The organism is Amycolatopsis sp. NPDC057786, from assembly GCF_042797905.1.
GTDB lineage: Bacteria > Actinomycetota > Actinomycetes > Mycobacteriales > Pseudonocardiaceae > Amycolatopsis.
Genome location: NZ_JBHVKW010000043.1, coordinates 19589 through 45091, shown reverse-complemented (window position 1 = coordinate 45091; position 25503 = coordinate 19589). Strand labels below are relative to the sequence as shown.

27 protein-coding genes are annotated in these 25503 nt (G+C 68.0%); 8 read left to right on the top strand and 19 right to left on the bottom strand.

The window, feature by feature from the left end; translation table 11 throughout:
* Nucleotides 1–32: 32 nt before the first annotated feature.
* The 3 genes from ACFVM3_RS22325 to ACFVM3_RS22315 all read right to left on the bottom strand — a co-directional run bounded on the left by ACFVM3_RS22325 (nucleotide 33) and on the right by ACFVM3_RS22315 (nucleotide 2373).
* Nucleotides 33–1313: a heparan-alpha-glucosaminide N-acetyltransferase domain-containing protein gene (locus ACFVM3_RS22325; protein ID WP_378441362.1), complete on the bottom strand. Its 1281-nt coding sequence runs from the start codon at nucleotides 1311–1313 to the stop codon at nucleotides 33–35.
* 114 nt (nucleotides 1314–1427) lie between these two features.
* A complete protein-coding gene (locus ACFVM3_RS22320; protein WP_005167610.1) occupies nucleotides 1428–1658 on the bottom strand; it encodes a DUF3107 domain-containing protein in 231 nt (76 codons plus the stop codon).
* A 61-nt stretch (nucleotides 1659–1719) separates the two neighbouring features.
* Nucleotides 1720–2373 (bottom strand): ferritin-like fold-containing protein, encoded by a 654-nt coding sequence (locus ACFVM3_RS22315; RefSeq protein WP_034313407.1) that lies wholly within the window; start codon nucleotides 2371–2373, stop codon nucleotides 1720–1722.
* Between the two features lie 463 nt (nucleotides 2374–2836).
* Between ACFVM3_RS22315 and ACFVM3_RS22310 the strand changes: the two genes are divergently transcribed.
* Nucleotides 2837–4435: a DEAD/DEAH box helicase gene (locus ACFVM3_RS22310; protein ID WP_378441360.1), complete on the top strand. Its 1599-nt coding sequence runs from the start codon at nucleotides 2837–2839 to the stop codon at nucleotides 4433–4435.
* A gap of 35 nt (nucleotides 4436–4470) precedes the next feature.
* Nucleotides 4471–5865 carry a hypothetical protein gene (locus ACFVM3_RS22305; RefSeq protein WP_378441359.1) on the top strand — a complete coding sequence of 465 codons (1395 nt, stop codon included), beginning with the start codon at nucleotides 4471–4473 and terminating at the stop codon, nucleotides 5863–5865.
* A 40-nt stretch (nucleotides 5866–5905) separates the two neighbouring features.
* Here the strand turns inward: ACFVM3_RS22305 and ACFVM3_RS22300 are convergent, their stop codons facing one another.
* From ACFVM3_RS22300 to ACFVM3_RS22270, 7 genes are all read right to left on the bottom strand, one after another.
* Nucleotides 5906–6625, bottom strand: a complete 720-nt coding sequence (locus ACFVM3_RS22300) for a hypothetical protein (RefSeq protein WP_378441357.1) — start codon at nucleotides 6623–6625, stop codon at nucleotides 5906–5908.
* A 115-nt stretch (nucleotides 6626–6740) separates the two neighbouring features.
* The gene (locus ACFVM3_RS22295) at nucleotides 6741–7079 is read right to left on the bottom strand and encodes a hypothetical protein (RefSeq protein ID WP_378441355.1); all 339 of its coding nucleotides are present in this window, start codon (nucleotides 7077–7079) and stop codon (nucleotides 6741–6743) included.
* A 33-nt stretch (nucleotides 7080–7112) separates the two neighbouring features.
* On the bottom strand, nucleotides 7113–7973 hold the full coding sequence (locus tag ACFVM3_RS22290) for a RecB family exonuclease (RefSeq protein WP_378441353.1): 861 nt from the start codon (nucleotides 7971–7973) through the stop codon (nucleotides 7113–7115).
* Between the two features lie 240 nt (nucleotides 7974–8213).
* Complete coding sequence (locus ACFVM3_RS22285) at nucleotides 8214–8843, bottom strand: MarC family protein (protein ID WP_016331481.1); 630 nt, start codon at nucleotides 8841–8843, stop codon at nucleotides 8214–8216.
* Complete coding sequence (locus tag ACFVM3_RS22280; protein ID WP_378441351.1) at nucleotides 8840–9703, bottom strand: PHP domain-containing protein; 864 nt, start codon at nucleotides 9701–9703, stop codon at nucleotides 8840–8842. The genes ACFVM3_RS22285 and ACFVM3_RS22280 overlap by 4 nt, the downstream gene beginning before the upstream one ends.
* A 51-nt stretch (nucleotides 9704–9754) precedes the next feature.
* A complete protein-coding gene (locus tag ACFVM3_RS22275; RefSeq protein ID WP_034313292.1) occupies nucleotides 9755–10315 on the bottom strand; it encodes a PH domain-containing protein in 561 nt (186 codons plus the stop codon).
* Nucleotides 10316–10339: 24 nt separating this feature from the next.
* On the bottom strand, nucleotides 10340–10501 hold the full coding sequence (locus tag ACFVM3_RS22270) for a hypothetical protein (protein WP_005167589.1): 162 nt from the start codon (nucleotides 10499–10501) through the stop codon (nucleotides 10340–10342).
* A gap of 186 nt (nucleotides 10502–10687) precedes the next feature.
* Between ACFVM3_RS22270 and ACFVM3_RS22265 the strand changes: the two genes are divergently transcribed.
* Nucleotides 10688–11116 (top strand): NUDIX hydrolase, encoded by a 429-nt coding sequence (locus tag ACFVM3_RS22265; RefSeq protein WP_378441349.1) that lies wholly within the window; start codon nucleotides 10688–10690, stop codon nucleotides 11114–11116.
* A 126-nt stretch (nucleotides 11117–11242) separates the two neighbouring features.
* On the opposite strand, the gene ACFVM3_RS22260 is transcribed toward ACFVM3_RS22265, so the two are convergent.
* Both ACFVM3_RS22260 and ACFVM3_RS22255 read right to left on the bottom strand, forming a co-directional pair.
* The gene (locus ACFVM3_RS22260) at nucleotides 11243–12346 is read right to left on the bottom strand and encodes a DUF2332 domain-containing protein (RefSeq protein WP_378441347.1); all 1104 of its coding nucleotides are present in this window, start codon (nucleotides 12344–12346) and stop codon (nucleotides 11243–11245) included.
* Between the two features lie 33 nt (nucleotides 12347–12379).
* Nucleotides 12380–12958, bottom strand: a complete 579-nt coding sequence (locus ACFVM3_RS22255) for a MaoC family dehydratase (protein ID WP_225949972.1) — start codon at nucleotides 12956–12958, stop codon at nucleotides 12380–12382.
* Between the two features lie 249 nt (nucleotides 12959–13207).
* Here ACFVM3_RS22255 and corA point away from each other — a divergent pair, with 249 nt between their 5' ends.
* From corA to ACFVM3_RS22240, 3 genes are all read left to right on the top strand, one after another.
* Nucleotides 13208–14296 carry a magnesium/cobalt transporter CorA gene (gene corA / locus ACFVM3_RS22250; protein WP_034313298.1) on the top strand — a complete coding sequence of 363 codons (1089 nt, stop codon included), beginning with the start codon at nucleotides 13208–13210 and terminating at the stop codon, nucleotides 14294–14296.
* Nucleotides 14297–14473: 177 nt separating this feature from the next.
* Nucleotides 14474–15121, top strand: a complete 648-nt coding sequence (locus ACFVM3_RS22245) for a metallophosphoesterase (protein WP_378441345.1) — start codon at nucleotides 14474–14476, stop codon at nucleotides 15119–15121.
* A complete protein-coding gene (locus tag ACFVM3_RS22240; RefSeq protein WP_219145861.1) occupies nucleotides 15118–15957 on the top strand; it encodes a chromosome partitioning protein ParB in 840 nt (279 codons plus the stop codon). The genes ACFVM3_RS22245 and ACFVM3_RS22240 overlap by 4 nt, the downstream gene beginning before the upstream one ends.
* A 195-nt stretch (nucleotides 15958–16152) precedes the next feature.
* Here the strand turns inward: ACFVM3_RS22240 and ACFVM3_RS22235 are convergent, their stop codons facing one another.
* Complete coding sequence (locus tag ACFVM3_RS22235; RefSeq protein ID WP_378441343.1) at nucleotides 16153–17676, bottom strand: MFS transporter; 1524 nt, start codon at nucleotides 17674–17676, stop codon at nucleotides 16153–16155.
* 122 nt (nucleotides 17677–17798) lie between these two features.
* Between ACFVM3_RS22235 and ACFVM3_RS22230 the strand changes: the two genes are divergently transcribed.
* Complete coding sequence (locus tag ACFVM3_RS22230) at nucleotides 17799–18476, top strand: TetR/AcrR family transcriptional regulator (protein ID WP_378441341.1); 678 nt, start codon at nucleotides 17799–17801, stop codon at nucleotides 18474–18476.
* Between the two features lie 248 nt (nucleotides 18477–18724).
* Here the strand turns inward: ACFVM3_RS22230 and ACFVM3_RS22225 are convergent, their stop codons facing one another.
* A complete protein-coding gene (locus ACFVM3_RS22225; protein WP_378441339.1) occupies nucleotides 18725–19648 on the bottom strand; it encodes a hypothetical protein in 924 nt (307 codons plus the stop codon).
* A gap of 199 nt (nucleotides 19649–19847) precedes the next feature.
* On the opposite strand from ACFVM3_RS22225, the gene ACFVM3_RS22220 reads away from it, so the two are divergent.
* A complete protein-coding gene (locus ACFVM3_RS22220; protein ID WP_034313416.1) occupies nucleotides 19848–20048 on the top strand; it encodes a PspC domain-containing protein in 201 nt (66 codons plus the stop codon).
* 7 nt (nucleotides 20049–20055) lie between these two features.
* Here ACFVM3_RS22220 and ACFVM3_RS22215 read toward each other — a convergent pair whose 3' ends face one another.
* The 5 genes from ACFVM3_RS22215 to ACFVM3_RS22195 all read right to left on the bottom strand — a co-directional run bounded on the left by ACFVM3_RS22215 (nucleotide 20056) and on the right by ACFVM3_RS22195 (nucleotide 25388).
* Entirely contained in the window at nucleotides 20056–20817 is a 762-nt protein-coding gene (locus ACFVM3_RS22215; RefSeq protein ID WP_378441337.1) for an NPP1 family protein, read from the bottom strand.
* Nucleotides 20818–21094: 277 nt separating this feature from the next.
* Nucleotides 21095–22273, bottom strand: a complete 1179-nt coding sequence (locus tag ACFVM3_RS22210) for an ABC transporter ATP-binding protein (protein WP_378441335.1) — start codon at nucleotides 22271–22273, stop codon at nucleotides 21095–21097.
* 3 nt (nucleotides 22274–22276) lie between these two features.
* Nucleotides 22277–23119 (bottom strand): carbohydrate ABC transporter permease, encoded by an 843-nt coding sequence (locus ACFVM3_RS22205; protein WP_378441333.1) that lies wholly within the window; start codon nucleotides 23117–23119, stop codon nucleotides 22277–22279.
* Complete coding sequence (locus tag ACFVM3_RS22200; protein ID WP_378441332.1) at nucleotides 23119–24069, bottom strand: carbohydrate ABC transporter permease; 951 nt, start codon at nucleotides 24067–24069, stop codon at nucleotides 23119–23121. The genes ACFVM3_RS22205 and ACFVM3_RS22200 overlap by 1 nt, the downstream gene beginning before the upstream one ends.
* The gene (locus ACFVM3_RS22195; RefSeq protein ID WP_378441330.1) at nucleotides 24066–25388 is read right to left on the bottom strand and encodes an ABC transporter substrate-binding protein; all 1323 of its coding nucleotides are present in this window, start codon (nucleotides 25386–25388) and stop codon (nucleotides 24066–24068) included. Before ACFVM3_RS22195 ends, ACFVM3_RS22200 begins: the two co-directional genes overlap by 4 nt.
* Between the last annotated feature and the right edge of the window lie 115 nt (nucleotides 25389–25503).

Sequence of the window (25503 nt, the reverse complement as noted above, 5' to 3'; positions counted from 1 at the left end):
GAACCGTCCTTACCACTCACGAGCCGGAGCGATCAGCCCCGCCGTTGAGCGGGCACCCGAGTACGCGGCACCACGTATTTCGGCCAGCTCGACAGCTTGTTCATCGCCCATTCCAGCGGCCCGCGCCCGACGAACTTCCGCCACAGCACCGCGGCGGTCAGCGCGACCACCGAGAACTCGACGAAGTGCAGCACGCTGAAGATCGAGTCGCCGTCGCTCTCGTCCCACAGCAGCGCGATCGCCACGAAATGCAGCACGTACGCGCTCAGCACCCGCCCGCCCAGATCCGAAAGCGGCCGCAGCACGCGTTCGAACTTCGGCATCAGCAGCTGGCAGCCACCGATCACCGCCGCCGCGATCCCGATCGAGATCAGCAGGTCGAACGGCGTGTACGAGGTCCCCGTCGGCAGTAGTTCCCAGGCCCAGCTGGTGGTGGGCGGCGTGCCGTGGATCCAGGTGTGGTGCAACCGCAGGAATTCCGGCGGCGTCATCCCCAGCTGCGCGGCGGCCGGTTCCAGCGAGCGGTACACGGCCTGCATGCCGCCGAGCGGCCCGGTCGCGATCCAGGACACGACATACCCGCCTACCGCGAGCGCGGATCCGCCGAAGAACAGCCGTCGGCACACGCTGCGCGAAGTCAGGTCCATCCGCCCGATCGCCATCCCGGCGAACACGTACGCCATCAGCGTCAACGCGGGGAAGGTTCCGGTGAGGACGAGAACGGTCGCGGCCTTCAGCAGACCGGTCGACGTGATGTCCTCCGCGGTCAGGTCCGGCGCGAAGAAGAGCAGGTCGCGGGGCAGAATCTGCGCCCTGATCAGATGCGAGAGCAGCGGGCCCGCCACGGCGACGACGACCGCCGCGATCGACAGCGCCTTCGCGCCCGCGCGCAGCCACGGGATCGCGAAGAGGAAACAGGCCCCGTAGTAGGCCAGGATCACCATGTAGCCGGTCTCGAGGCTGGTCAGCCACAGTCCCAGCGCCACCAGGAGCGGGGCACGGGTCGCCAGTTTGAGTGCGACGCGGGTCCGGTCGCGGCCCTGTTTGGGACGGCGGCCGCCGGACATCAGCGCGATCGAGACCCCGGCCAGCACCGCGAACAACGCCGCGGAATGGCCTTCGAACGGTTTGAACAGCACCCCGACGCCGCCTTTGGCGGGATCGGGGCCGACATGCACCGCGTACATGCCGAGTACGGCCAGGCCGCGGGCGACGTCGATACCGGTCAGCCGCCCCGCGACCCGTTTGCCTTGTTCGGGAACAGTGCGCACGCCGTCGACCAGCGCGCGGTCCATCACAGTGACGCCGTCCACCTCATTTCTCGGCTAGCCCCCTGCCGTCCCCGCCTTAGCGTGACGATCAAATCTGAGAGCTGGCTGAGACGCGGCGGTGACGCCACTGTGACATCCGACTACAACCCGATCGGGTTAGCCACCAACGGCGAAGCCGACCTTGCGAACGTCCGACGGCGCGATCTCGACGTAGGCGATCCGGTCGGTGGGCACGATGTACTTACGGCCCTTTTCGTCGTCGAGGCGGAAGATCCCGTCGCCGGCCCTCAAGGCGTTCGCGACCAGTTCCTCGACCTCGTCGGGTGACTGGCTGCTGGACACCACGAGCTCCCGCGGCGTGTCCTTGATGCCGATCTTGACCTCCACGTGGGACCTCCGCTTGAAAGTTCGAAAAATCACTGGTGCGCCAAGGCTAGCCGAAGAGACGTCAGCCGAGCCCCAGCACCTGCATGCGCTTGGTGTGCCCCTGCTGCAACCGGCGGAACAGCGCGGCGATTCCCGAAAGGTCGCCGGAGCCCTCGACGATCAGCTCGGCGAGCCCGTCGCGTTCGGCGACGACGTACTGGGCCTGCGTCAACGCCTCGCCCAGCAGACGGCGGCCCCACAGCGCGAGCTTGTCCCGCGCCTTCGGGTCGGCCTCGATACCGGCCGCGACTTCGCGCTCGGCGAACGCGGAATGCCCCGTGTCGGCGAGCACGGTGAGCACCAGATCCTTGGTCTCGGGGTCGAGCCAGCTGGCCATCTCGCGGTAGAGATCCGCCGCGAGCCCGTCTCCGACGTAGGCCTTCACCAGGGACTCGAGCCACGAACGCGGCGCCGTGGAGGCGTGCCAGGCGTCGATATGCCCGACGAACGGCCGCATCGCGTCCTCGATCGCGACGCCGTGCCCGGCGAGGTGCTTGGTGAGCAGGTCGTAGTGCCCGATCTCGGCGGCCGCCATGGACGCCAGCGCGGCCCGGCCTGACAGCGTCGGCGCGGTGCGCGCGTCCTCGGCCATGCGATCGAATGCGGACAATTCCCCATAGGCGAGTACGCCGAGCAAATCGACTACGCCCTCACTGATCTGCTTTGCCTCCGTCACGGCGGAAAGGGTATCGCCGAACACACCTCAGGGGCGGTGAAGAGACCGATCCCACCCTCCTCGGCGCGGCGGGGGGTATCAGAAAACCGCAGATCAGGTAGACTGGCGGCCGGATACGACGGATCATCCGTCCCGGATCGGGGCGCCGCTGCGGCTGAAGGACAGCCGGTGTGGCCCCGGTCAGCACAAGAATGATGTGCGTGCACGCCATCCTGCGGCATTCCCACGAAGGGCCGCTCCAGCGCCAGTAGCGCGGAGCCCGAGCGAATTTTCGTGGTCGAGTGTCGATCGGTGACCAGGGCAGTGCGCGCTGGTCACGAGAGAGGCGAGCACCCTGACCACGAACGAATCCACAACCGAAGAGCACACCACCACCGGCGTCCCGGAGGCCGTCGCGCTGGAGCACAGCGAGACAGGCCCGGCGGCGTTGGACACGTCGCACCCGCTTCAGGCGGGCGCGCCGGTGGAGGCCGAATCCCCCACCTTCGCCTCCTTCGGCGTCAAGCCGGAGATCGTGAAGGCCCTCAGCGAAGCCGGGATCGAGCGCACCTTCGCCATCCAGGCGCTGACGCTGCCGCTGGCCATGGCCGGCGACGACCTGATCGGCCAGGCCCGCACGGGCATGGGCAAGACGCTGGGCTTCGGTGTCCCGCTGCTGCACCGCGTCGAGGTCCCCGGCGACGGCACCCCGCAGGTGCTGGTCGTCGTGCCGACCCGTGAGCTGTGCATCCAGGTCGCGAACGACCTCAAGGGCGCGGGCAAGCACCTCGGCATCCGCACGCTGGCCATCTACGGCGGCCGCCCCTACGAGCCGCAGATCGCGGCGCTCCGCAACGGCGTCGACGTCGTCATCGGCACCCCTGGCCGCCTGCTGGACCTGGCCGAGCAGAAGCACCTGGTCCTGGGCAAGGTCCGCGGCCTGGTGCTGGACGAGGCCGACGAGATGCTCGACCTCGGCTTCCTGCCCGACATCGAGCGCATCCTGCGGATGGTCCCGGACAAGCGCCAGACGATGCTGTTCTCGGCGACCATGCCGGGCCCGATCATCACGCTGGCCCGCACGTTCCTCACCCAGCCGACGCATATCCGCGCCGAGGAGAACGACGCCGGCGCCATCCACGAGCGCACCACCCAGTTCGTCTACCGGGCGCACTCGATGGACAAGCCCGAGCTGATCGCCCGCGCGCTGCAGGCCGAAGGCCGTGGCCTGACGATGATCTTCACCCGCACCAAGCGCACCGCGCAGAAGGTGGCCGACGAGCTCGTCGAGCGCGGCTTCGCGGCCGCCGCCGTGCACGGTGACCTCGGCCAGGGCGCCCGTGAGCAGGCGCTGCGCGCGTTCCGCGCCGGCAAGGTCGACGTGCTGGTCGCCACCGATGTCGCCGCCCGCGGTATCGACATCGACGACGTCACGCACGTGATCAACTACCAGACGCCGGAGGACGAGAAGACCTACGTCCACCGGATCGGCCGCACCGGCCGCGCCGGGCGCACCGGTGTCGCGATCACCCTCGTCGACTGGGACGAGGAGCCGCGCTGGAAGATGATCTCGGACATTCTCGGCCTCGACATGCCCGAGCCCGCCGAGACGTACTCGTCGTCGAAGCACCTGTTCAGCGACCTGGGCATCCCCGAAGGCACCACCGGGCGCCTACCGCTGTCGAAGCGGACCCGCGCCGGTCTTTCGGCCGAGGTCGAAGAAGACCTGGGCGGCAAGCGCCGCGGCCGCGGTCAGGGTCCGGCGAAGGAAGAAGAAGCCCCCCGCAAGCGCAACCGCACCCCGCGCAAGCGGACCCGTGGTGGCGCGGACGCGGCCGCCAAGATCGAGGCCGCCGACGCCGCCGCGAGTGCTTCCGCGGACAGCGCCGAAGGCCAGAGCGAAGGCGCTTCGGAGGGCCGCACGCGGACCCGTCGCCGTAGCCGCGGTGCCGCGAAGCCGAGCCCGGAGGTCAGCGGCCCGGCGGTCGAGAAGGAGGCAGGCGACAGCGCCGAGCGTCCGGCTCGCCGACGCCGCCGTCGCCGTCCCTCGGCGACTTCTGATACACCTGCGTCGGCAGACTGAGCTTTCATACTGCGGACATGGGGAGCTAGGGGCACGTGAGCGAACGCTGGGACGCCGCGCCGGACGACGAACCGGTGCGGCCCGTGTCCGCCGATCCCGGCAGGCCGGACGGCAGTGAGCCGGAGACGGCCGAAACCGCGATCGGCACGGAAGACGTGCTGGACGCCGATCCCGCCCAGCCGGTGGCCGACGAGCCGCCGCTGGGCGGGAAACGCGCCCGGCGCTCGCCGTGGAACCGCACGCGGGACCGCGTGATCGCCGCGGCGATCGTGGTGGTCGTCGCGATCACCGGCGTCGTCATCGGCGTGACCAGCGACAACGCGGCCACGGTCGCGCAGGTCGCCGCCACCCTGCCGCCGGGGCTCCCGCCCGCGCCGGCGCAGGTTCCCGGATCCCTGAGCGAACTGTGGCAAGCACCGAGTTCCTCGACACCCGTCCCGATCGGCGAAGCCAACAGCGTCGTCACCGCGGACAAGGGCGAGGTACTCGGCCGGGACCCGTACACCGGCGAGGTCCGGTGGCGCTACGCGCGCGACCTCGAACTGTGCACCGTCGCGCTCGCCGGGATCAAGGTGGACGCGGTGTACCGCAAGGACACCGGCTGCAGCGAGGTCACCCAGCTCGACGCGGGCACCGGGCGCCGCACGGCGCAGCGCAACGGCGACGCCGAACTCGGGACCAGGCTGGTCGTCGACGGGTCGCACGTCACCACGACCGGCAAGAAACTGCTGAACACCTGGCGCGACGACCTGGTCAAGAGCATGGAGTACGGCCAGGTCCCCGCCATCGTGAACCCTGGCAAGCAGCCGAGGACCGGCTGCACCTACGGCACGGTGGCCGCCGCGGCGGGCAAGATCGGCGTGATCGAGCGCTGCCCCGGCGACCCGGCCGACCGGTTCACCGTCTACCGCGCGACCAACGACGAAGCCGACGACCCGAAGGTCGACTACAGCACCGTGCTCGCCGGCAAGAACGCGAAGGTCGTCGCGATGTCCGGCGATCTCGCGCTGATCGTGCTGCCCGAGCAGAAACTGCTCGTCATCTACGGCGGCGACGGACTGCAGAAGTCGGCGTATCCGCTCGACGCGCCCGAAGCGGACATCACGCCGGATCCGGTGGGCGGCGTCATGACGACGTCGTGGACCGCGGAGGGCGTCTACTGGTTCACCGGTTCGAAGACCATGGCGTTCTCACGGGACGACCTCACGCCGCGCTGGACGCTGAACAACTCCACCGGCCCCGGGGTGACCTTCGGGGAGCAACTGGTCGTGCCGATCCAGGGCGGGCTCGCCGTGCTCGACGAGACGACCGGCGCCACGATCCGCACCGTCGGCGTCGACAGGCGCGGCTACACCGGTCCGGTGCTGCTTTCCTCGGTCGGGCCGGTGCTGCTGGAGCAGCGCGGCCCCACCCTCGTCGCCCTCAAGTGACCGGCAGGCGGTAGCAAAGGTCCCTTGCTCCCGCCGTCCGTCATCGCGTCGTCGAAGTCCTGGAAGTACGCAGCCTGCTGACTTCCTTCCAGCACCACTTGCCGCCTTCGCTGACGAGCGTGCCGGTGGTGGCGCCCTGCCGCCCCGCGACGGTCACCGTGACAGCGACCGTGTACTTGGTCTCGGAGACCTTCGTGACCGCGCCGAGCGAAGCGTCCGACGCTTCGTCGACCCGGTCGATGATCTGGTCGATGTCCTTTTCGGCGTTCCCGCACTTGATCGCCGTCAGCGCGGCCCTGTCGTGGGCGTTGATGCCGTCGATGATCGCCTGCGCGGTCCCTTCCGGGCCGGACGCCTTTTCGGCCTTGTCGTCGCTGAGGAAGAACCCGGGAGCGACGAACCCCGTGATACCCAGCGTGACCACCACGACGGCAGCGGCGGCGATGGCCACGATCAGGCCGGTCTTGTTGTTCTTCGGAGGCGCGGGCGGGCCACCGAAGCCCTGGGGGTACTGCTGGTTCTGGCCCGGGTACTGCTGCTGGCCGTAGCCGGGGTACTGCTGCTGCGGGTACGCGCCGCTCTGGTCGTAACCGCCTTGCGGGTACTGCGGCTGTTGCGGGTATTGCTGCCCGCCTTGGTCGGGTTGTCCCGGGTACTGCTGCTGCGGGTATTGCTGTTGCCCTGGGTACTGCTGCTGTCCCGGGTACTGCTGCCCGCCTTGGCCGTGGTCGGGCTGTCCTGGCTGGGGTGGGTAGGTCATCAACGGTGCCCTTCGTCCTCGCTGCGGGGCAGCGTGTTCATCTACGACATGCCCAGTGAGCCATAGTTTCGCAGGGACGGCAGGCTTTTTCGGGCAATGGCACCTTCCTGCCGTGTCAGCTCCACCAGAACAGGCTCAGCGCGGCCGTCACGCTCACCACGACCAGGAGACCTGCGTAGCCCGCGACGCGGCCATTACGTGAGTCCGCGACGCGTTGTGCCGACAAGGACACGACCGCCGCGACCGGATGGCCGATCAGCATCAGGAGCCCCGGCCCCGGCGAGCCGGTGAACAGGCAGACCGAGGCGATCGCGACGACGCACACCGCCAGGACGGCCATCCCGGCCGCGAGCGCTCCGGTCAGCCCGCGCCAGAACCGGCCGCTTTCGCGCGTCGTGGGATCGTCCGCGGGCGGCGGCGTGGTCGCGAGCTCTTCGGTGTCCGGTGACGACACGTCCTCGCCTGTCCAATCGTCGGGTTTCGAAATCTAGGGCGCCAGCAACTCCCACGGCTGGGCCGCGGGCCCTGCCTCCTGGCCTGCCGCGCAACTGGGCCGGAAGTCGCACCATGAGCAACGACGGCCAGGGCGGGCCGGGAACAACACGTCCTCGTCGCCGCCGGCGTCCAGGGTATCCGCTGCCAGCCGCAGGTCCCCGGCGGTCTCGTCGGCGCGTTGGAGATGCCGTTTCAGGCTTTCTTCGGTGTGCTCGGCGGCCGCGATGGTGCCGGTGGGCACGTGATGCAGCTCGACCTGGTAGCACGGTGTCCGCAGCGTCCTGGCGGCCGCGACCGCGTACAGCGCCAAGGCCTGCGACGAACGCGCCTCGTACTCGTCCGGCTCGCGGCGGCCGGTCTTGTAGTCGATGATCACCAGTTCCCGGCCGCGCTGGTCGATCCGGTCGGCACGGCCTTCGATGATGAGGCTGGGCCCGCTGCCCGGCTCGAGTGTGACCGGCGCCGAAACCCAGCGCTCCAGCCCGACGGGATCGACGCTGACGTCGTTGTGCTCGACGTACTCCGCGACCCAGGCCTTGGCCCTGGCGCGGTACCGGGCGGCCTGGTCGGCGTCCTCGAACCCGGCGTCCTTCCAGTGTTCGGCGACGAGCGCCATCGCCCGCTGCGGCACGCGCTTGATCACCGGCAGGTCGAACAACGCCCGCAAAGCGTTGTGCACCACCGCACCCAACGTGCTGTGCGCCCACGCGCCGGTGCGTGCCGGGGACGGCCGGTCGAGATACGACATGCGGTAGCGGCGCGGGCAATCTTCGAACGTCGCGAGGCGCGCGGGCGAGACCTTCGTCAGCTTGCGCGGCGCCTCGACGCCGAAGTCGAAACCAATCTGCTCCATCGGATCACCCCGCGCGCAACGCTACGCACCCCCACCGACACTTTTCGAGGGGATCCCCAGGGAGGGGAGCAAGGGACCTTTGCTATCACTCGTGGCCTCAGGCGGCTTGCCGGTCCGCCCGCGTGCAATGAAAGGCTCTTTCCTTGCAAATTTGGCAAGGAAAGAGCCTTTCATTGCACGCGCGGCAAGAGGCGGGGCACGAGAGGGAGCAAGGGGACCTTTGCTACCACCCGCGCCCGGTCACGTGCCCGAGATGAAGCCCTTCACCGAGTTCGCCACCAGCTCGACCGCGATGGCGGCGAGCAGGAGACCGGCGATCTTCGCCAGCAGCGTGATCCCGCTTTCCTTGATCAGCCGGATGACCACGCCCGAGTACCGCATGCACAGGTACAGCACGAAGTGCACCGTCACGATCGAAAGCGCGAGAGCCACGTACGCGCCGACGTGCCCATCGGCCTGCCGCACGAAGACGATGGTCGCGGCGATCGCGCCGGGGCCGGCGAGCAGCGGTGTCCCGAGCGGCACGAGGGCGACGTTGACGTCGTCGCCCGCCGCCTCGGCCTCGCCGCCGGTCTTGCCGGTCAGCAGTTGCAGCGCGATGAGCAACAGCAGCAGCCCGCCCGCGCCCTGCAGCGCCGGGATCCCGATGCCGAGGTACGACAGGATCGCTTGTCCCGCGACGGCGAACAGCGAGATCACCAGCAAGGAGACCAGCACCGCCTGCCGCGCGGCCTTGGCGCGGAAGGCCACCGATTTGCGGCCGGTCAGGCTCAGGAACACCGGCACCGTGCCGGGCGGGTCCATGATGACGATCAGCGTGATCGTCGCGCTCATGAACAGGCGCGCGTCGAAGAAGTCCGTGATCGTCACCGCGTCACGACCTGGTAGCCGGTCGACCGCGCGACGAGTTCTTCGAGCGCGAGCGGGTCGGTGGTCTCGTCGCCGAGATCGATGGTCTTGTTCGTGCCGTGGTAATCGCTCGAACCGGTGCGCACGAGCCCCAGCTCCCCCGCCAGCCCGTGCAGCCGGACGCGGGTCTCCTCGTCGTGGTTCGGATGGTCGACCTCGACACCGGTGAGCCCGCGCCCCGCCAGCCCGGCGAGCACGTCGACGGTGATGGTCGCGCCGCGCGTGTAGGCGAAGGGATGCGCGATGACAGTGACGCCGCCCGCCTCGGCGATCATGTCGATCGCGTCCTCCACGAGCGTGTCCTGCCGCGCCACGAAGTACCCGCTGCCGTTGCCGAGATAGCTCCCGAAGGCCTCGTTCACCGACGAGACGACGCCTGCCCGCACCAGTGCCTGCGCGAGATGCGGCCGCCCGGCCGAACCGTCCTCCGGCAGCAGCGACATGACCTCGTCGGGATCGACGGGGAGACCGTCGGCGGCCATCCGCTCGGCCATCACCCGCAGCCGCCACCGCCGCTCCGACCGGAGCCGGGTCTGTTCGGCGACGATCGACGGCGACGCCGGGTCGAAGAGGTACGCGAGCAGGTGCACGCTGATATGCCGCCCGGTCACCGGATCGACGGAGATCGTGGACAGCTCGGCGCCGGGGACCAGCGTGAGCCCCGGCGGAAGTGCCTCGGCGGCCGGGGCCCAGCCGGCCGTGGTGTCGTGATCGGTGATCGCGACTACGTCGAGGCCAGCCTTCGCGGCGGCGGCGACCAGCCCGGCAGGGCTGTCGGTACCGTCGGAGGCGGTGGAGTGGGCGTGCAGGTCGATGCGCATCGCCGCTCAGTATCGACGATGCTCCAGGTCACAGCGACTCCGGGACCTGCGCTAACCGACCTTCTTCTTGCCGCGCGCCGCACGCTGCGCCTTGATCATCGAAAAGCGCTCGGCCTGCTTCTGCTTGTCGCCGAAGACGAGCTCGGAAATCGTGTCGTAGAACTCTTCCGGCTTCGGCAGGTAGTCGATGCGGTTCAGCGCCTGGATCTGACCGGCGGACTCGACCACCATGGTCCCGTACCCCATCATCCGGCCCCACGCCGAACGCTCGTAGGTGAGGTCGGTGACCTTGGTGATCGGCATCATCAGCACTTTCGTGGTGAAGACACCGGTGGTCATGACGAACCGCTTGTCGGTGACCACCAGGCGCTCGACCCACCACTCCATCACCACGTACGCGAAGCGCAGGATGATGAGCAACGCGGCATACCAGAGGATGTTCTGGATGACCCACGCGGCGGGCGGCAACAGGTAGGAGACCAGGACGCAGACGGCCAGCAACGCGGCCGTCTCGAACGTTTCCCACAACAGCACAGCCCAGTGCCGGCGGATCCTGATGACCCGCCGCTCGGTGTCGAGGAGATACTCGTCTGGATCGCGTGGGGCGAACATACCGCTAGAGTATCCGCTCCCTCGCTAGCTGAAGACGTTGCTGACGAAGGTGATCACCGATTCGGCCGAGTCACGCAGGAAGCCGATGATGTTTCCCACGAGGCCCGCGGCCTGACCTGGCTGCGCGATCACGAAGAACAGCACCAACGCGATTCCTGCGAAAGTGAGGAGCTTTTTCGCGTTCACAGCGATCAATCCTGTCTCTTACGGTGACTGACTGCGGATACTGACCATTCATTTTGTACCGCACCTTCCACCGGCGCGGGAGGGAAGTCCCGCGCTTGGGTCAGCCGGCGAGGTGAAGTGTACCGTACGGCTACTCTCCGTGTACAGGACAGCCATTGTCAGGAAGCCCGCGTCTACCATTCGGGAATGAACACCGTTTCGGACAGCACCGTCCGCTGCGTAGGCGGCATCGTCCACGACGAGCTGGGGCGGATTCTGCTGATCCGGCGCGCGAATGAACCCGGACGTGGACTCTGGTCGGTCCCCGGCGGGCGGGTCGAACCCGGCGAAACGGACGAAGCGGCCGTGATCCGTGAAATGCGCGAAGAGACCGGGCTCGACGTGATGCCGGGCACACTCGTCGGCACCGTCCGCCGCGGCCCGTACGACATCCACGATTACGCCTGCGCGGTCACCGGCGGCACTCTCCGTGCCGGGGACGACGCCACCGACGCCCGGTGGATCGACGCCCGAACCTTGATCGAACTCGACGAAGACGGCCACTTGGCCGAACTCCTGTTCGTCACTCTCCGCGATTGGGGAGTGCTGCCGACCGGGGAGATCCCGGCACCCTGACACCCGCTGTGCCCGATTCGGCGAAAGACCCGGTGATAAAGCGCCGCAAGGGGTGAAAATCAGCCTTCTCGACGCATTGCCGACATCTCGACGGGCCGAATGGGTAAACCCGGGAGCCGGGTCGGCCTAAACCGGCAGCCAGGTCATCCGCTGCCCGTGCGGCGCCGTCCGGGCCAGCGCCCGTACGTCCGGGACACCGGCGTCCCAGCGGACCAGCCCGAGCACGGCCTGGTCCACGGGTTCGGCCAGATCGGCCCGGCCGGGTACCAAAGGCTCCAGCGCGGCTGCGTAGAACTCCTCGCTGACCCACCACAACGGCCGGTCCGCGGCGAGCTTGCGGAGCGCCTCGATGAAGTCCGCCCGCCTCTCCCCCAGATACGCCAGCACGTGACTGGTCAACACGACGAGCGGAGCGTCGGCGGGCAGGGTGGCGGCCGCCGAGGCGAGGTCGTCGACGGCGTCGCCCGCGATCAGGTCCGGCCGCTGCTTGCCCTGGGCCGCCGCGGCCGTGCGCAGGAGACGGATCCGGTCCGGCTGGTCGGCCCAGACGCAGGCTTCGAGCCAGGCCAGTTCGTCCTCGTCGGCCAGATCCACCGGCGCGCGGTCGAGACCGGCGCGGGCGGTGATCGTCAGCTTCTTCGGCACCTTCGGCGTGACGGCGCCGGGCGCGAGGTCCAGCACGCAGTGCAGGCCGACCGCGGTCTTCGCGGGCCCGGCGGTGAGCTGTTCGCCGCCGTCGCACTGGTAGCGGTAGGCGTATTTGTCGAGGCCGAGCAGCAGGCCCGCGCTGCAGCCGACCTCGAGCAGCGCGATCTTGCCGCCCGCCTCCTTCGCGGCCGTCGTCATCGCGGGGTAGAGCAGCGCGGCACGGCGGACCTCGTTGGTCTGCGTGTACCGCGAGGAGATGATCGCCCTGGCCTTGTCCGCCCGTTCCAGCAGGAACGAGCGGAACAGCGGCCAGGTCTCCGAGTCCACGCCGTCGAAACCGCCGACGGAGGGGTAGTACCGCGAGAGCGGGTGGATGGGGTCGGCCTGGATGAGCCGGTGCGCCGTCGCCATCAGCAGCGTTCCGCGCGCTTCACCGCCGCGGGCGTCGGTCAGGAGCCCGGCGACGTCGTCGTCCTCGGACGCCTTCGTCGCCAGGTGCTCGTACAGCGGCGAAACACCGGCCGCCTCGACCGTCGCGAACTTCCGCAGACGGCTCTTGATCTCATCCAGCCCGATGGGCATCGACGCGCTCCCTCTTCCCGTTCGTGACACCCATTATTCGTGCGGGACGGGGCGGCCGGGCTGTTCACCGCCCCTGCTGTCTCCGTAAGACCGCTTCGGCACCATCACCTTGCGACGGAAGACACACACGATCGTGCCGTCCTGCTTGTAGCCGCGGGTCTCGACGTAGACGACACCGCGGTCGTCCTTCGACTTCGACGGCGTCTTGTCCAGCACCTCGGTCTCGCCGTAGATGGTGTCGCCGTGGAAGGTCGGCTTCACGTGCTTCAGCGATTCGACCTCGAGGTTCGCGATCGCCTTGCCGGACACGTCCGGCACCGACATCCCCAGCAGCAGCGAGTAGATGTAGTTGCCGACCACGACGTTCTTGCCGAAGTCGGTGGTCTCCTCGGCGTAGTGCGCGTCGAGGTGGAGCGGATGGTGGTTCATGGTGATGAGGCAGAACAGGTGGTCGTCGTACTCGGTGACCGTTTTGCCCGGCCAGTGCTTGTAGACCGCGCCGACCTCGAACTCTTCGTAATAGCGACCGAACTGCACCCATTCCTCCTGCACGAGTAACGCGGCGTGAGCCTGGAACGACAGGCCTTCGTGTTGAGGAGTACCCTCGACCATTGGTGTCGGGTCGTCAACGCGACCCACGCCACTGCGTAACCGTCCGCCGAGCCAAGGAGGTGAGGAACCCGATGTCCAGTGGCGATAGTCCGCTTCCTAGTAGTCGCAGCGTTTCCGCCTTCACGTCTCGCCGGATCCCCACCTGGCAGGGCTGACGAAACCGGGAACGCTGGCCTAGCCGAGCGGCTCCCCGACCGCTTGGCCCGTCGTCTTCGCGCATCAACGCACGACGTCCGCCCAGGAGATCCCATGCCTGCCATTCCCTCGCTCGGCGGCCTTCGCGGCCGGAGCAACGGCCGCGCCAAGAGCGTCCCCGAACGCCCGCTGCCCGTCCCCCTTTCGGCGTACGTCGTCGATTGCGCGGTGTACGTGGAGGGCAAGCGCCTGCCCGGCCGCTGGACGCATGCCGAGGCCATCAAAGAGGTGCGCAAGCGGCACGCCGGGTTCGTCTGGATCGGCCTGCACGAGCCCGACGCGGTCCAGATCCAGGGCATCGCGGACACCTTCGGCCTGCACGAGCTGGCCGTCGAGGACGCGCTGGAAGCACACCAGCGGCCCAAGCTGGAGCGCTACGACGACACGCTGTTCATGGTGCTGAAGACCGTCCGGTACGTCGAGCACGAGTCGCCCGCGACGGCGAACGAGATCGTCGAGACCGGCGAGCTGATGGCGTTCCTCGGCCGCGACTTCGTGATCACCGTGCGGCACGGGAACCACTCGGGGCTCGCCAGGCTGCGCCGCGAGCTCGACCAGGACCCGGAGCGGCTCGACCTCGGGCCGTCCGCGGTGCTGCACGCGATCGCGGACCACGTCGTCGACCACTACCTCGACGTCACCACCGCGATCGAGTCGGACATCGACGAGATGGAGACGCACGTCTTCGCCCCGCGGTCCAAGGTGAGCGCCGAGCAGATCTACTTCATGAAGCGCGAAGTGCTGGAGCTGCGCCGCGCGGTCATGCCGCTGGGTACCCCGCTGCAGCGCCTCGCCGAGGGGTACACGCGGCTGATCCCGGATGAGGTCCGCTCGTACTTCCGTGACGTCTCCGACCACCTGACGACCGTGGCGGAACGGGTCGCGAACTTCGACGAACTGCTGACCACCCTGGTCGACGCGACACTGGCGAAGATCACGCTCCAGCAGAACACCGACATGCGCAAGATCACCGCGTGGGCGGCGATCATCGCGGTCCCCACGGCGCTGGCGGGCATCTACGGGATGAACTTCGACTACATGCCGGAGCTGCATTGGCGCTTCGGCTACCCGGTGGCGATGACGGTGATCTTCGGCGTCTGCATCCTGCTCTACCGAATATTCAGGAAGAACCGCTGGCTCTGACCCTCTTCCCGCTTTCGGTAGTACCTGGAGTCCCCATGCCAAGGATCCTGACCAACCTCAAGTTCTGGGCGCTGGCGTTCTGCGTCGTCTGGCTCGGCATCGTGATCGCGATCATCGCCAAGGACCCCGCGTTCGCGCACGGCCCGAAGTAGCGCGTCCGGCATTACGCTGGAGCGCGTGAAAGCGCTGGTCGTCGCGGACGAGGTCGAAGAGCGGTTGTGGACGTCCGCCGTCCGCAACCACCGGGCCGACCTCGTCATCGGCGCCGGCGACCTGCCCTACGAATACCTCGAGTTCCTGGCGGGCGCGCTCGACGTGCCGTGTGTGTTCGTCCCGGGCAACCACGACCCGGACCTGTCCGGCTACACGCGCTACGGCGGACTGTCCATGAAGGACGGTTTCCCCACGGAGTGGCCCGGCCCGGCGGGCGGGGTGAACGCGGACGGCCGGATCGTCGACGTCGGCGGGCTCCGGTTCGCCGGGCTCGGCGGTTCGGTGCGCTACAACGACGGCCCGAACCAGTGGACACAACGCCAGCAGGCTCGGCGGGCCCGGCGGCTGGTGCGCCGAGCCTGGCTCCGCCGCTGGCGGGACGGGCGGGACGTCGACGTCCTGCTCACGCACGCGCCGCCCCGGCACTGTGGCGACCGCGACGATCCGCCGCACCGCGGGTTCGACTGTCTCCATCGCACGATCGAGTTGCTGCGCCCGAAGTGGTTGCTGCACGGGCACATTCACCCGCACGGTGAACCCGTGCCGGACCGGGTGGTCGGCGGGACCACGGTCCGCAACGTCGTCGGGCACCGGATCATGGAGTTCTCATGAAGGACACGGGCTTTCCCCGCGCGGACGCGGAGCACGACTTCCTTCGCGCGCGACGGCGTCAGGTGCTGTCACGGCTGGCGAACTGGCTTCGCCGCGAGCCCGACGACGTCAACATCATGCTGCCGTTCCACGAGGTGGTCGACGCGCTCGGCTATCTCGGCGAACGGAAGATCGGGGCGCGGGTGATCCGGCTCGATTCGATCGTCGGCAGCGTCGACCGCGGCCGCGACTTCGACCGGCGCTTCCGGCCGACGTCCGGGCGGGTCCGCGAACGCTGGGAACGGCTGGCGCTCGCCACCCGGCGCGGCGAGTCGATCCCGCCGATCGAGGTGTACCGCGTCGGCGAACTGCATTTCATCATCGACGGCCACCACCGCGTTTCGGTGGCGCACGCGATGCGACTGTCCACAATAGAGGCGATGGTCACCGAGGTGCGGACCAAACTGGACCCGAGCGGGATCCGGTACCGCGGCGACCTGATCGTGAAGGACTACCGGCGGCTGTTCCTGGAACGCGTCCCGCTGTCGGGGCACGCGCGGGCTTCGGTGGTGTTCACGGACCCGTGGGACTACGCGCGGCTCGGTGAGCACGTCGAGGCGTGGGGTTTCCGGCTGATGCAGGACGAAGGCGCGTACTCGGACCGCGCGACGCTGGCGCAGCGGTGGTTCGACGAGGAGTTCGTACCGGTGGTGGCGATGCTGCGGCAGGCGGACCTGATCGGCTCGCGGACGGACGCCGAGGCGTACCTGTGGGTGGCTTGCGAACGGTACCGGCTGATCCGGACGCACCGGTGGGACGACGAGGTCTTCGAGGCAGTGCGGTCGCAGTCCCGCTGATGGTCTCAAGTGTCATGAAAGGGTCGTTCGGGACATTTCTTGTCCTGAACGACCCTTTCATGACCGCACGCAGTGCGTGAAGGACGCCTTCCTCGCCTGCCATGCGGCGAAAGTCCCCTTCAGCCCTCCGCGCGTGCGATGAAAGGTCCCTTCACTGCAAAATTTGCAATGAAGGGACCTTTCATCGCACTCCCCCTACATGTGCACGGCGACCGGCGCACCCTCCGAAGCGCCTTCAGGAGCGCGAGCCGGAGCGCCCGACCGCAGCAGCAGCCCGCAGATCACCGCACCGATGACGAAGATCCACCCACCCCACACGAAAGCGGTCGTGTAACTGTGCACAGCCGCTTCGGCCGCGAGCTGCGGCGAAGGCGTCTTCCCGACAAGGAACGACGTCGCCGCGTTTCCGGCGAGCGTGCTCAGGAGCGCGGTCCCGATCGAGCCGCCGACCTGCTGCGCGGTGTTGACCGCCGCCGACGCGACACCGGCGTCGTGCGTGTCGACGCCGAAGGTCGCGACGCTCATCGCGGGCGCCATGGCGAGGCCGATGCCGACGCCCATGACCATCAGCGGGAACAGCACGCCGCCGGCGTACGTGCTGGTGGTGTCGATGGCCGACAGCCAGAACAGCCCCGCCCCGGCGATCAGCATTCCCAGTGACACCAACGGTTTCGCGCCGAACTTCGGCAGCAGCACGGCCGTCGCCGACGTCGCGCTCGCCATCAGGGTTGCCACCATCGGCAGGAACGCGACCCCGCTCTGCACCGGCGTGAACCCGAGGTTCAGCTGGATGTAGAAGGTGAGGAACAGGAAGATCGAGAACATCCCGATGGCCAGCAGGAACATCGCGAGATACGAGCCGCCGCGGTCGCGGTCGAGCAGCACGCGCAGCGGCAGCAGCGGGTGTTCGGCACGCTGCTGGATCACGACGAACGCGGTCAGCAGCACGACACCTGCGGCCAGGAAACCCCATACCGAGATCGAGGACCACGAGTCGCGCTCGGCGTTCGCGAAGCCGTAGACGAGCGCGAAGAGACCGGCCGACGCGGTGATCGTGCCCGGGATGTCGAGCTTCGGGCGCGGCCCGTCGGTTTCGGAGTTCTTCAGCAGTACGGCCGAACCGGCGAACGCGATCACCGCGAAGATGATGTTGACGTACATCGACCAGCGCCAGTCGAGGTACTCGGTCAGCACGCCGCCGAGCAGCAAGCCGATCGCCGCGCCGCCACCGCCGATCGCGCCGAAGACGCCGAACGCCTTGCCGCGTTCCTTCGGGTCGGTGAAGGTCGTGGTCAGCAGCGAAAGGGCGGCCGGGGCGAGAAGCGCCCCGAAGACACCTTGCGCGGCACGGGCGACGAGCAGCATTTCGATACTGGTGGCGGCGCCGCCGATCGCGGACACGATGGCGAAGCCGGCGAGCCCGACGAGGAACGCGCGTTTGCGGCCGAAGAGGTCCGCGAGCCGCCCGCCCAGCAGGAGCAGGCTGCCGAACGCGAGCGCGTAGGCGGTGACGACCCATTGGCGGGCGTCGTTCGAGAACTCGAGGTCCTGCTGCGCCGACGGCAGCGCGATGTTCACGACGGTGGCGTCGAGGACGACCATCAGCTGAGCGAGGCCGATCATCACCAGGATCAGCCATCTCCTGGCGTGGTGCGGGTTGGTGTGCTGCGCGGCCGCGTCCCCCGGCGGCGTGGCGACAGCGGTGGATGAGTCAGACATACGGGCGGTTTCCTCACCGGTAGTGACGAAGAAGCTATGTGGAGTAGGTATCTCCCCTTTCCGCGCCCAAGGTACACAAGAAGTGGAGAGGTGTCCTCTACTTCGTTTGTTAAGCTGGACGAATGGCTCGGGAACTCGCTCCCGCCGCACCGGCGCGGCCGTTGCGGCGCGACGCTGAACTCAATCGGCAGCGCATCATCGCGGCGGCGCACACTGTCTTCGGCGAGCGCGGGCTCGAAGCGACCCTCGACGACGTCGCGCATCACGCGGGCGTCGGCGTCGGCACCGTCTACCGCCGCTTTCCGAGTAAGGAACACCTGGTCGAGGCCATGTTCGTCGACCAGTTCGAGACGATCCGCGAGCTCGCCGAAGAAGCGCTTCGCGCCGACGATCCCTGGGACGGATTCGCGGGCTTCACCTGGCGCGCGGCCGAACTGCACGCCGGTGACCGCGGGTTACGTGAAGTCATGCTGTCGAACGTCTTCGGCCAGGAGCGCGTCGCCGAGGCGAAATCCCGCATGGTGCCGTTGATCACACAGCTCGTGGAGCGGGCTCAGGCGGCGGGCGTCCTCCGCGCGGATTTCGTGCCGACGGACATACCGCTCCTGCACCAGATGATCGGCTCTGTCATCGAGTTCACGCACGGTATTCAGCCGGACCTGTGGCGCCGATGCCTCGCGATGCTGCTGGACGGCCTGCGCGCCGAGCCCGGCCGCGCCACCGCGCTGCCGCATCCGCCGCTCGACGTCGAGGCGCTGGACGAGGCGATGTGCTCTTTCCGGCTGCCCAAGCTGCGCTAACCCCCCGCATCTAGTCCTCTGAATGCGGGCCCTTCGCGTGTCCAGAGGCGGAACTCGCGTGCTTGAAGGCGCAACTCGCGTGATTGGAGGCGCAACACCCGCGAGTTACGCCTTCGAGCACGTGAGTTACGCACCCAAGCACGTGTGTTCCGCCTTCGAGCACGCGGCCTGGAGCTGAAGGCCACGCGTTTGGTCCTCTGGATGCGGTAGTTGCGCGTGCAAGGACCGCATCCAGGGGACGAAATGCGTCAGGGGAGCTTCGGGAACACCGCGACGGCGACTTCCCTGGCCACCGCGCAGGTGGCGTCCTCGGGCGCCCCGTCGACACCCACCACCGAGAGCATCGCCTGCTCGACCCGGTCCGGGGTGCCCGGGATCGGCCGGTGCGTGGTCACCTGGCAGAACGCGCCGGACGTGGTGACCTGGGCTTGCCGTCCGCCCAGCGCCTCCGTCGCACCCGGCGTGGTGTCCGCGCCCACCGACAGCGAGAAGCTGACCTTGCCTCGGATGCAGCTGTGCCCGGACAGCGCCGGCGCCGGTTTGGTCTCCGGGCCTGCCGCGGCGTCGAGCTCGTCCTGGTCGAGCGACGCGCACGGAGCGACCCGGCCCCACGAACGCTGGTCGAGGTTCAGCCGCCCGACCTTGCGAGCACCGATCACCCCGGCCGCGCCGTCGACCGTCGCGTCGGCGATCCGGCAGCGGTCGGCCTGATCGGCGGGCGCCGTGTCGTCGGAGGTCACCGTGATGGACAGCCTGATGCCGTCGGCGAAGGTGAGCAGCCGGGTGCAGGCGGTGTCCTCGTTGAACGTCGATCGCTGGACGCTGACACCTTCCGGCAACGGACCGGCGTATTCGTACGGCTGATTGTTCGGATCCTGCCCGGAAGTGATCGGGCCGGTGGTCACGGTGTAGCGATTGGCGCCCTCGACGAATTCGAGGCGGCAGAACTCGAAAGAGGTCAACGGCGCTTTGACGGCGTTTCCGCCGCCGATCACTTTCCGCTGGTCGACAAGGCTGCAGTAATCGAGCGACGAGTATTCCCCGAGCGCCTCGGAGGCGGTCAAGGCCTCCTCACCCGCCGTGGTCGACGGCGCCACCACCGGTTCCGGGGTGGCACAGGCCGCGGCGAGGAACAGGCCGCAGAGTACCGCGCTGAGTCTCTTCGAGGGCACCGGAGCAGTATCGTCAAAAGATCGCGGAACACCAGCCCCTACGGGCGAAGAACACAGGGTCCGCCACGTTTGCCCAGGTGAGTGCTTTACGGCGATTTCACGCCCTTAAGGGTGCGTTTCGTCCCGCGGTGGGATGCGGCAGGGCCGTCACAAGACGAGAATGGGTTTCACACACCGTGACGACCGAGAGGGAAGTACCGTGACGAACCCCGTAGCCGCCCGCCTGACCCGACCGCGCCAGGGCCGCATGATCGGCGGCGTCTGCGCCGGTCTCGCCAAACGCTTCGGCACCACGCCGGGCAAGGTCCGCCTCCTCGCCGTGCTGTCCTGCCTGCTGCCCGGCCCGCAGTTCATCGTCTACCTCGTGCTGTGGCTCGCCCTGCCCGAGAGCGAGTACTGAGCGGGCCTCAGGCGTTGGGGTCGAACGGGATGCCCGCCGGTTTGGCCTTCCCCAGATTGTGTTCGAAGGCGCCGTCCTTGATCGCCAGGCTCGCGCTGCCGAAGTCGGCGCGGACGAGCGTGTCGCGGATACCGGGCGGAAACCGGTCCCAGCTGACGAGGTCCGGGTACTGCCAGGCGTTGTAGTGGTTCTCCGGCGGTTCGGTCGCGCTCGCGATGCGGAAGCAGTGGGTGCTCGCGCCGTCCTTGTGATAGACGATCTTCGGGTGGGTCCCCTCCCAGGAGACCTTGGAGCGGTCGTAAGTGGAGTAGTTGCCGTGCGCCGACGTCGAGACGTACCGGGCCTGGCCCTCGTTGACCCAGACGACGACGTGTTCGATGTCGTGCCGGTGCCCGCAGCAGTCGATGATCGGGACGGCCTGGTCCTTTTCGAAGTAGAGGTCGTAGAGGTGGGCGCACCAGCCGTTGTTGCACTTCGACCGCGCGTAGGAGTTGGTGTTGTCGAGATCCGACCGGTCGCGGCACTGACCGTTGAGGGCGCCGGAGTTCTTGAGGCCGGTGGCGATCGCGCCGGTCGGTGAGATCGCGGGCGTCGGGTAACAGCCGTCGGTGTCGTAGTCGAACGCGGGCTGCCACCTGCTGTCGGCGTCGGTCGCGTTCGCCGGTAAGGCCTGTGGCGGTTCGGCCCAGGCGACGGCCGGCGCGAGCGTGGTGATGAGGACCGCTCCGACCAGGCCCTGCAGGAGACGGCGTGTCAGCTTCTTCGGCAAGGCAGGCGCCCTTCTCTAGGTACCGATGCGGGGCTGAGGATCCCCGATCGGCCCGTGAGGCGTACACCGCCGAAGGTGGGGAATTCACGATGTCCGAAGTGGACAACGCACACGCGTGATTGGAGGCGCAACACGCGTGATTGGGCGGCGAACACGACCGAGGCCGGACGCACGGAGACTTCCGGCTTCAATAACGCGTGATCCGGCTGGGCGCACGTGGTGCGCGTGAAGGCCCCTTCCCTCGGCCGGGGGAAGGGGCCTTCACGCGCTTCGGGGGTCAGTCGGTGTAGGTCAGGTTCTTTCCGCTGGCCCCGTCGAACAACTTGATCTTGTCCGCGTCGAACCACAGCTCGACGTCCTGGTTCTCCGCCGCCGACGAGGCCGCCGAGAGGCGGGCCACGATCTGCGACTCGGAGCCGGGAACGTCCGAGGAACCGCTGTCGGCGGCGAGATCCGCGAGGTCGGACGACGACGCGGCCTCACCCTCGACCGAGAAGTGCGCGAACTTCTCGGACCCCATCGACTCCAGGACGTCGACGTGGGCGGTGAACGTCGCGCCCTGGCGGGCGGCGGCGTCCACCAGCGCGGCGTCCTCGAAATGCTCCGGCCGGATACCGACGATGACGTCACGCGGCGCGTCGGCCGCTTCGACCAGTTGCCGCACCCGGTCGGTGAGCGGGATGTCGCCCAGCGCGCTGCGAGCGGTCCCGTTCTCCAGCGTCGCGGGCACGAAGTTCATCGACGGGCTGCCGATGAACCCGGCCACGAACAGGTTCGCCGGGTTGTCGTAGAGGAACTGCGGCGACCCGATCTGCTGCACGTAGCCCGCGCGGAGCACGACGACCCGGTCGCCGAGGGTCATGGCCTCGGTCTGGTCGTGCGTGACGTAGAGCGTCGTCGTGCCCAGCTGCTTCTGGATCTTCGACACCGACGTCCGCATCTGGCCGCGGAGCTTCGCGTCCAGATTGGACAGTGGCTCGTCCATCAGGAACGCCTTGGGGTTACGGACGATCGCCCGCCCCATCGCGACACGCTGTCGCTGACCACCGGAGAGGTTCGCCGGCTTGCGGTCCAGGTGCCCGGTCAGGTCGAGGATCTGCGCCGCCTCCTCGACCTTGGCCCGCACCGTCCGGTCGTCGACCTTGGCCAGCCGCAACGGGAACGCCATGTTCTCCCGCACGCTCATGTGCGGGTACAGCGCGTAGGACTGGAACACCATCGCGATGTCGCGGTCCTTCGGCGCCTTCTCGTTGACGCGCTGGCCGTCGATGCGCAGTTCGCCGGACGAGATGTCCTCCAGCCCCGCGACCATGTTCAGCGTCGTGGACTTCCCGCAGCCGGACGGGCCGACCAGGATGATGAACTCACCGTCGGCGATCGTGATGTCCACTTCGGACACCGCGAGGGCGCCGTCGGGGTACTTCTTGGACACTTTTTCGAGAACGATTTCAGCCATGGGTCAGCCCTTCACCGCACCGGACGTCAGCCCCGCCACGATGCGACGCTGGAAGAACAACACGAACAGGATGATCGGGACGGTGATCACCACGGCGGCCGCGGAGATCGTCCCGGTGGGGTCTTCGAACTGCGAGGACCCCGTGAAGAACGACAACGCCGCCGGGACCGTGCGCGAGGCCTCGGTCGAGGTCAGCGAGATCGCGAACAGGAAGTCGTTCCAGCAGAAGATGAACACCAGGATCGCGGTGGTGAACACCCCTGGTGCCGCCAGCGGCGCGATCACCTTCCGGAACGCCTGCGCCGGGGTCGCGCCGTCCATCTTCGCCGCCTTTTCCAGCTCCCACGGGATTTCCCGGAAGAACGCGGACAGCGTGTAGATCGACAGCGGCAGCGCGAACGTGATGTAGGGCAGGATCAGCCCTGGCCAGGTGTCGAACAGGCCGAGTTCACGTTCGATGTTGAACAGCGGCGTCACCAGCGACACCTGCGGGAACATCGCGATCAGCAGCGACATCCCGACCAGCACCTGCTTGCCGGGGAAGTCCAGCCGCGCGATCGCGTACGCCGCCATCGTGCCGAGGACGACCGCGATCACCGTCGCGATGACCGCGATCCCGATCGAGTTCACCAGTGCCCTGATGAACTCCGTGGTCTCGAAGATGTCCGCGTAGTTCTGCCACGTCCATTCCGACGGGATGAAGTTCCCGTCGTCCAGGGTCTCCTTGGTCTTGAACGAAAGCGAGACCACCCACAGCACCGGGAACAGCGCGAACACCAGGACCAGGATGTCGACGAGGCCCCATTTGAACTTGCGGCCGGGAGTGACCGCTCCACCGATCGCCATCAGCGCTTACCCCCATTGTCACTGCCGGGTGCGGCCGTGCCGAACACCTTGATGAAGATGAACGCGATGATCGCCACCGTGAGGAAGATCAGCACCGCCATCGTCGACCCGATCCCGAGGTTCAACCCCTTGACCAGGTTGTTGTAGGTCTGCATCGACACCGACGACGTATCCTGCGCGCCGTTGGTGAGCACGAAGATGTTGTCGAAGATGCGGAACGCGTCCAGGGTGCGGAACAGCAGCGCCACCAGGATCGCCGGCTTCATCACCGGCAGCATCACCTTCGTGAACCGCTGCCACGCGGTCGCGCCGTCCATCGCCGCGGCCTTCAGCAGGTCGTCCGGTACCAGCGCCAGACCCGCCATCAGCAGCAGCGCCATGAACGGCGTCGTCTTCCAGACCTCGGCCAGCACGATGATCGCCAGGGACGGCCAGTACTCGGTCAGCGGCGCGCTGTCCGGGAAGAACAGGTTGGCCAGGTAGCCCGTGTCCGGCGTCCAGGCGTAGTACCAGGAGAACGCCGCGACCACCGTCACGATGCCGTACGGGATCAGGGCGACCGTCCGCACGAGGCCCCGTCCGACGAGTGTCCGGTGCATGATCAGCGCCAGCCCCATGCCCAGGACGAACTCGATCACCACCGAAACGATGGTCAACCCCATCGTCGTACCGAACGCCGTCCACCAATATCCGTTGGACAGCACCGCGATGTAGTTGTCGAGGCCGACGAACTCCTGCTGCGCCGGGAACCTGAGGTCGTAGCGCTGCAGGGAGAGCCAGATCGAGTAGATGATCGGGTACCCGGTGACCGCGATCATCACGATCGCCGCCGGGGCGCACAACCACAGCCCGAGTCTGCGCTCGGCCTTCTTTCCTTCACTGAGAGCGGGTTTGGCCTTCTTGCCCGGCTTGCTCCCGGTCGCCGTACCGGCGGTTTCCTGCACGGTCACGGGATCACTCCCTTCGACTGGAGCGCGTCGGCGAGTTCTTCTTTGAGTTTCTCCGCCGTCTTCCTCGGATCGATCTCGGAGGGCGGGGAAAGCACCTTCGACAACACCGTCGAGGCGTTCTGGTAGGCCGGGGTCAGCGGACGCACCGCGGCGTCCTTGAGGGCCTCCAGGATCGTTTCCCGCATCGGGTACTTCGTGTCCATGCTCGGGTTGTCATCGCTCACGCCCGCCGTCGCGTCGAGGGGGACCGTGTCGGTGTAGAGCGATTCGATCGTCGGCGGGACACCGTCCTTGAGCGCGGAGAACTTCTGGTTCTTCGCGCTGCGCAGGCACAGCGCGACCTCGTAGGCCTCGGCCTTGTGCTTCGAGGTCGAACTGACGGCCAGGTTGTAGCCACCGATCGTGGTCTTCGCGGGCCTGCCCGCTTCGAACTCCGGATAGGTGGTCCACTTGAAGTGCTTCAGCTCGTCCTTCTTCTCCTTGGCGTACGAGGCGTAGACGAACGGCCAGTTCAACTCGAAGGCGGCGTTCCCGCGCTGGAAGGCCTGCCGGACCTCGTCCTCCTTGGAGTTGGTCAGCGACGGGTCGGTGATCCCGGCCGTGGTGACCTTCTTGAGCATCTCCAGCGCCTTGATCGCGCCCTCGTCCATCACGACCGACTTGCCGTCGTCGGAAAGGATCTTGCCGCCCGCCGACTCGACGAGCGTGTTGTAGATGACGACCAGGCCTTCGTACTGCGCGCCGGTGAACACGACGTTCGCCGGCTTGCCCTGCGCCTTGAGCGCCTGTGCCTGCTGGATCATCTCGTCCCAGGTCTTCGGCGGCGTCGGGGTCAGCCGGTCGTCGTACCAGAGCAACTGGACGTTGGTGTTCTTGGTCGCCGCGTAGAGTTTTCCGTTCCACGTGGCGGTTTCGAGCGGACCCGGCAGGACACCAGCGGTCGCCTCGGCCTTGGCGTCACCGGTCCATTCGTCGATCCAGCCCGCCTCGGCGAACTCCGCGACCCAGGTGACGTCCAGCCCCAGTACGTCGAGCGAATCGTCCCCGGCGGCCAGCCGTCGCACCATCTGTTCCCGCTGGCCGTCGGCCGGACGCGGGAGTTTGTTGTACACGACCTCGTACCGCCCGCCCGAGGCCTTCGTGCAATCGTCCACAACGGACTGGAAATTGTCTTCGGGCGCGTAGTAGACGTTGATCTTCAGTCCGGCGTCCGAACCGCAACCCGCCAGCAAGCCGGCCGTCAGCGCTGCCGCGCCGAGTAGCGAGCCGGTGCGGCCTGGTGAGCGGCCCCTCCGGCTCGCGCTCATCCTCTTCCCCATGAGGCCTCCTCACCCGCGCACGCTCGGGGAGCGGCGGCACTAGGACGCGTTGGAGAAGCCCGCGCGCCAGCACCCCGACGTGCTAGTGCTCGGGCGGACACGCTGGAGTACGCGA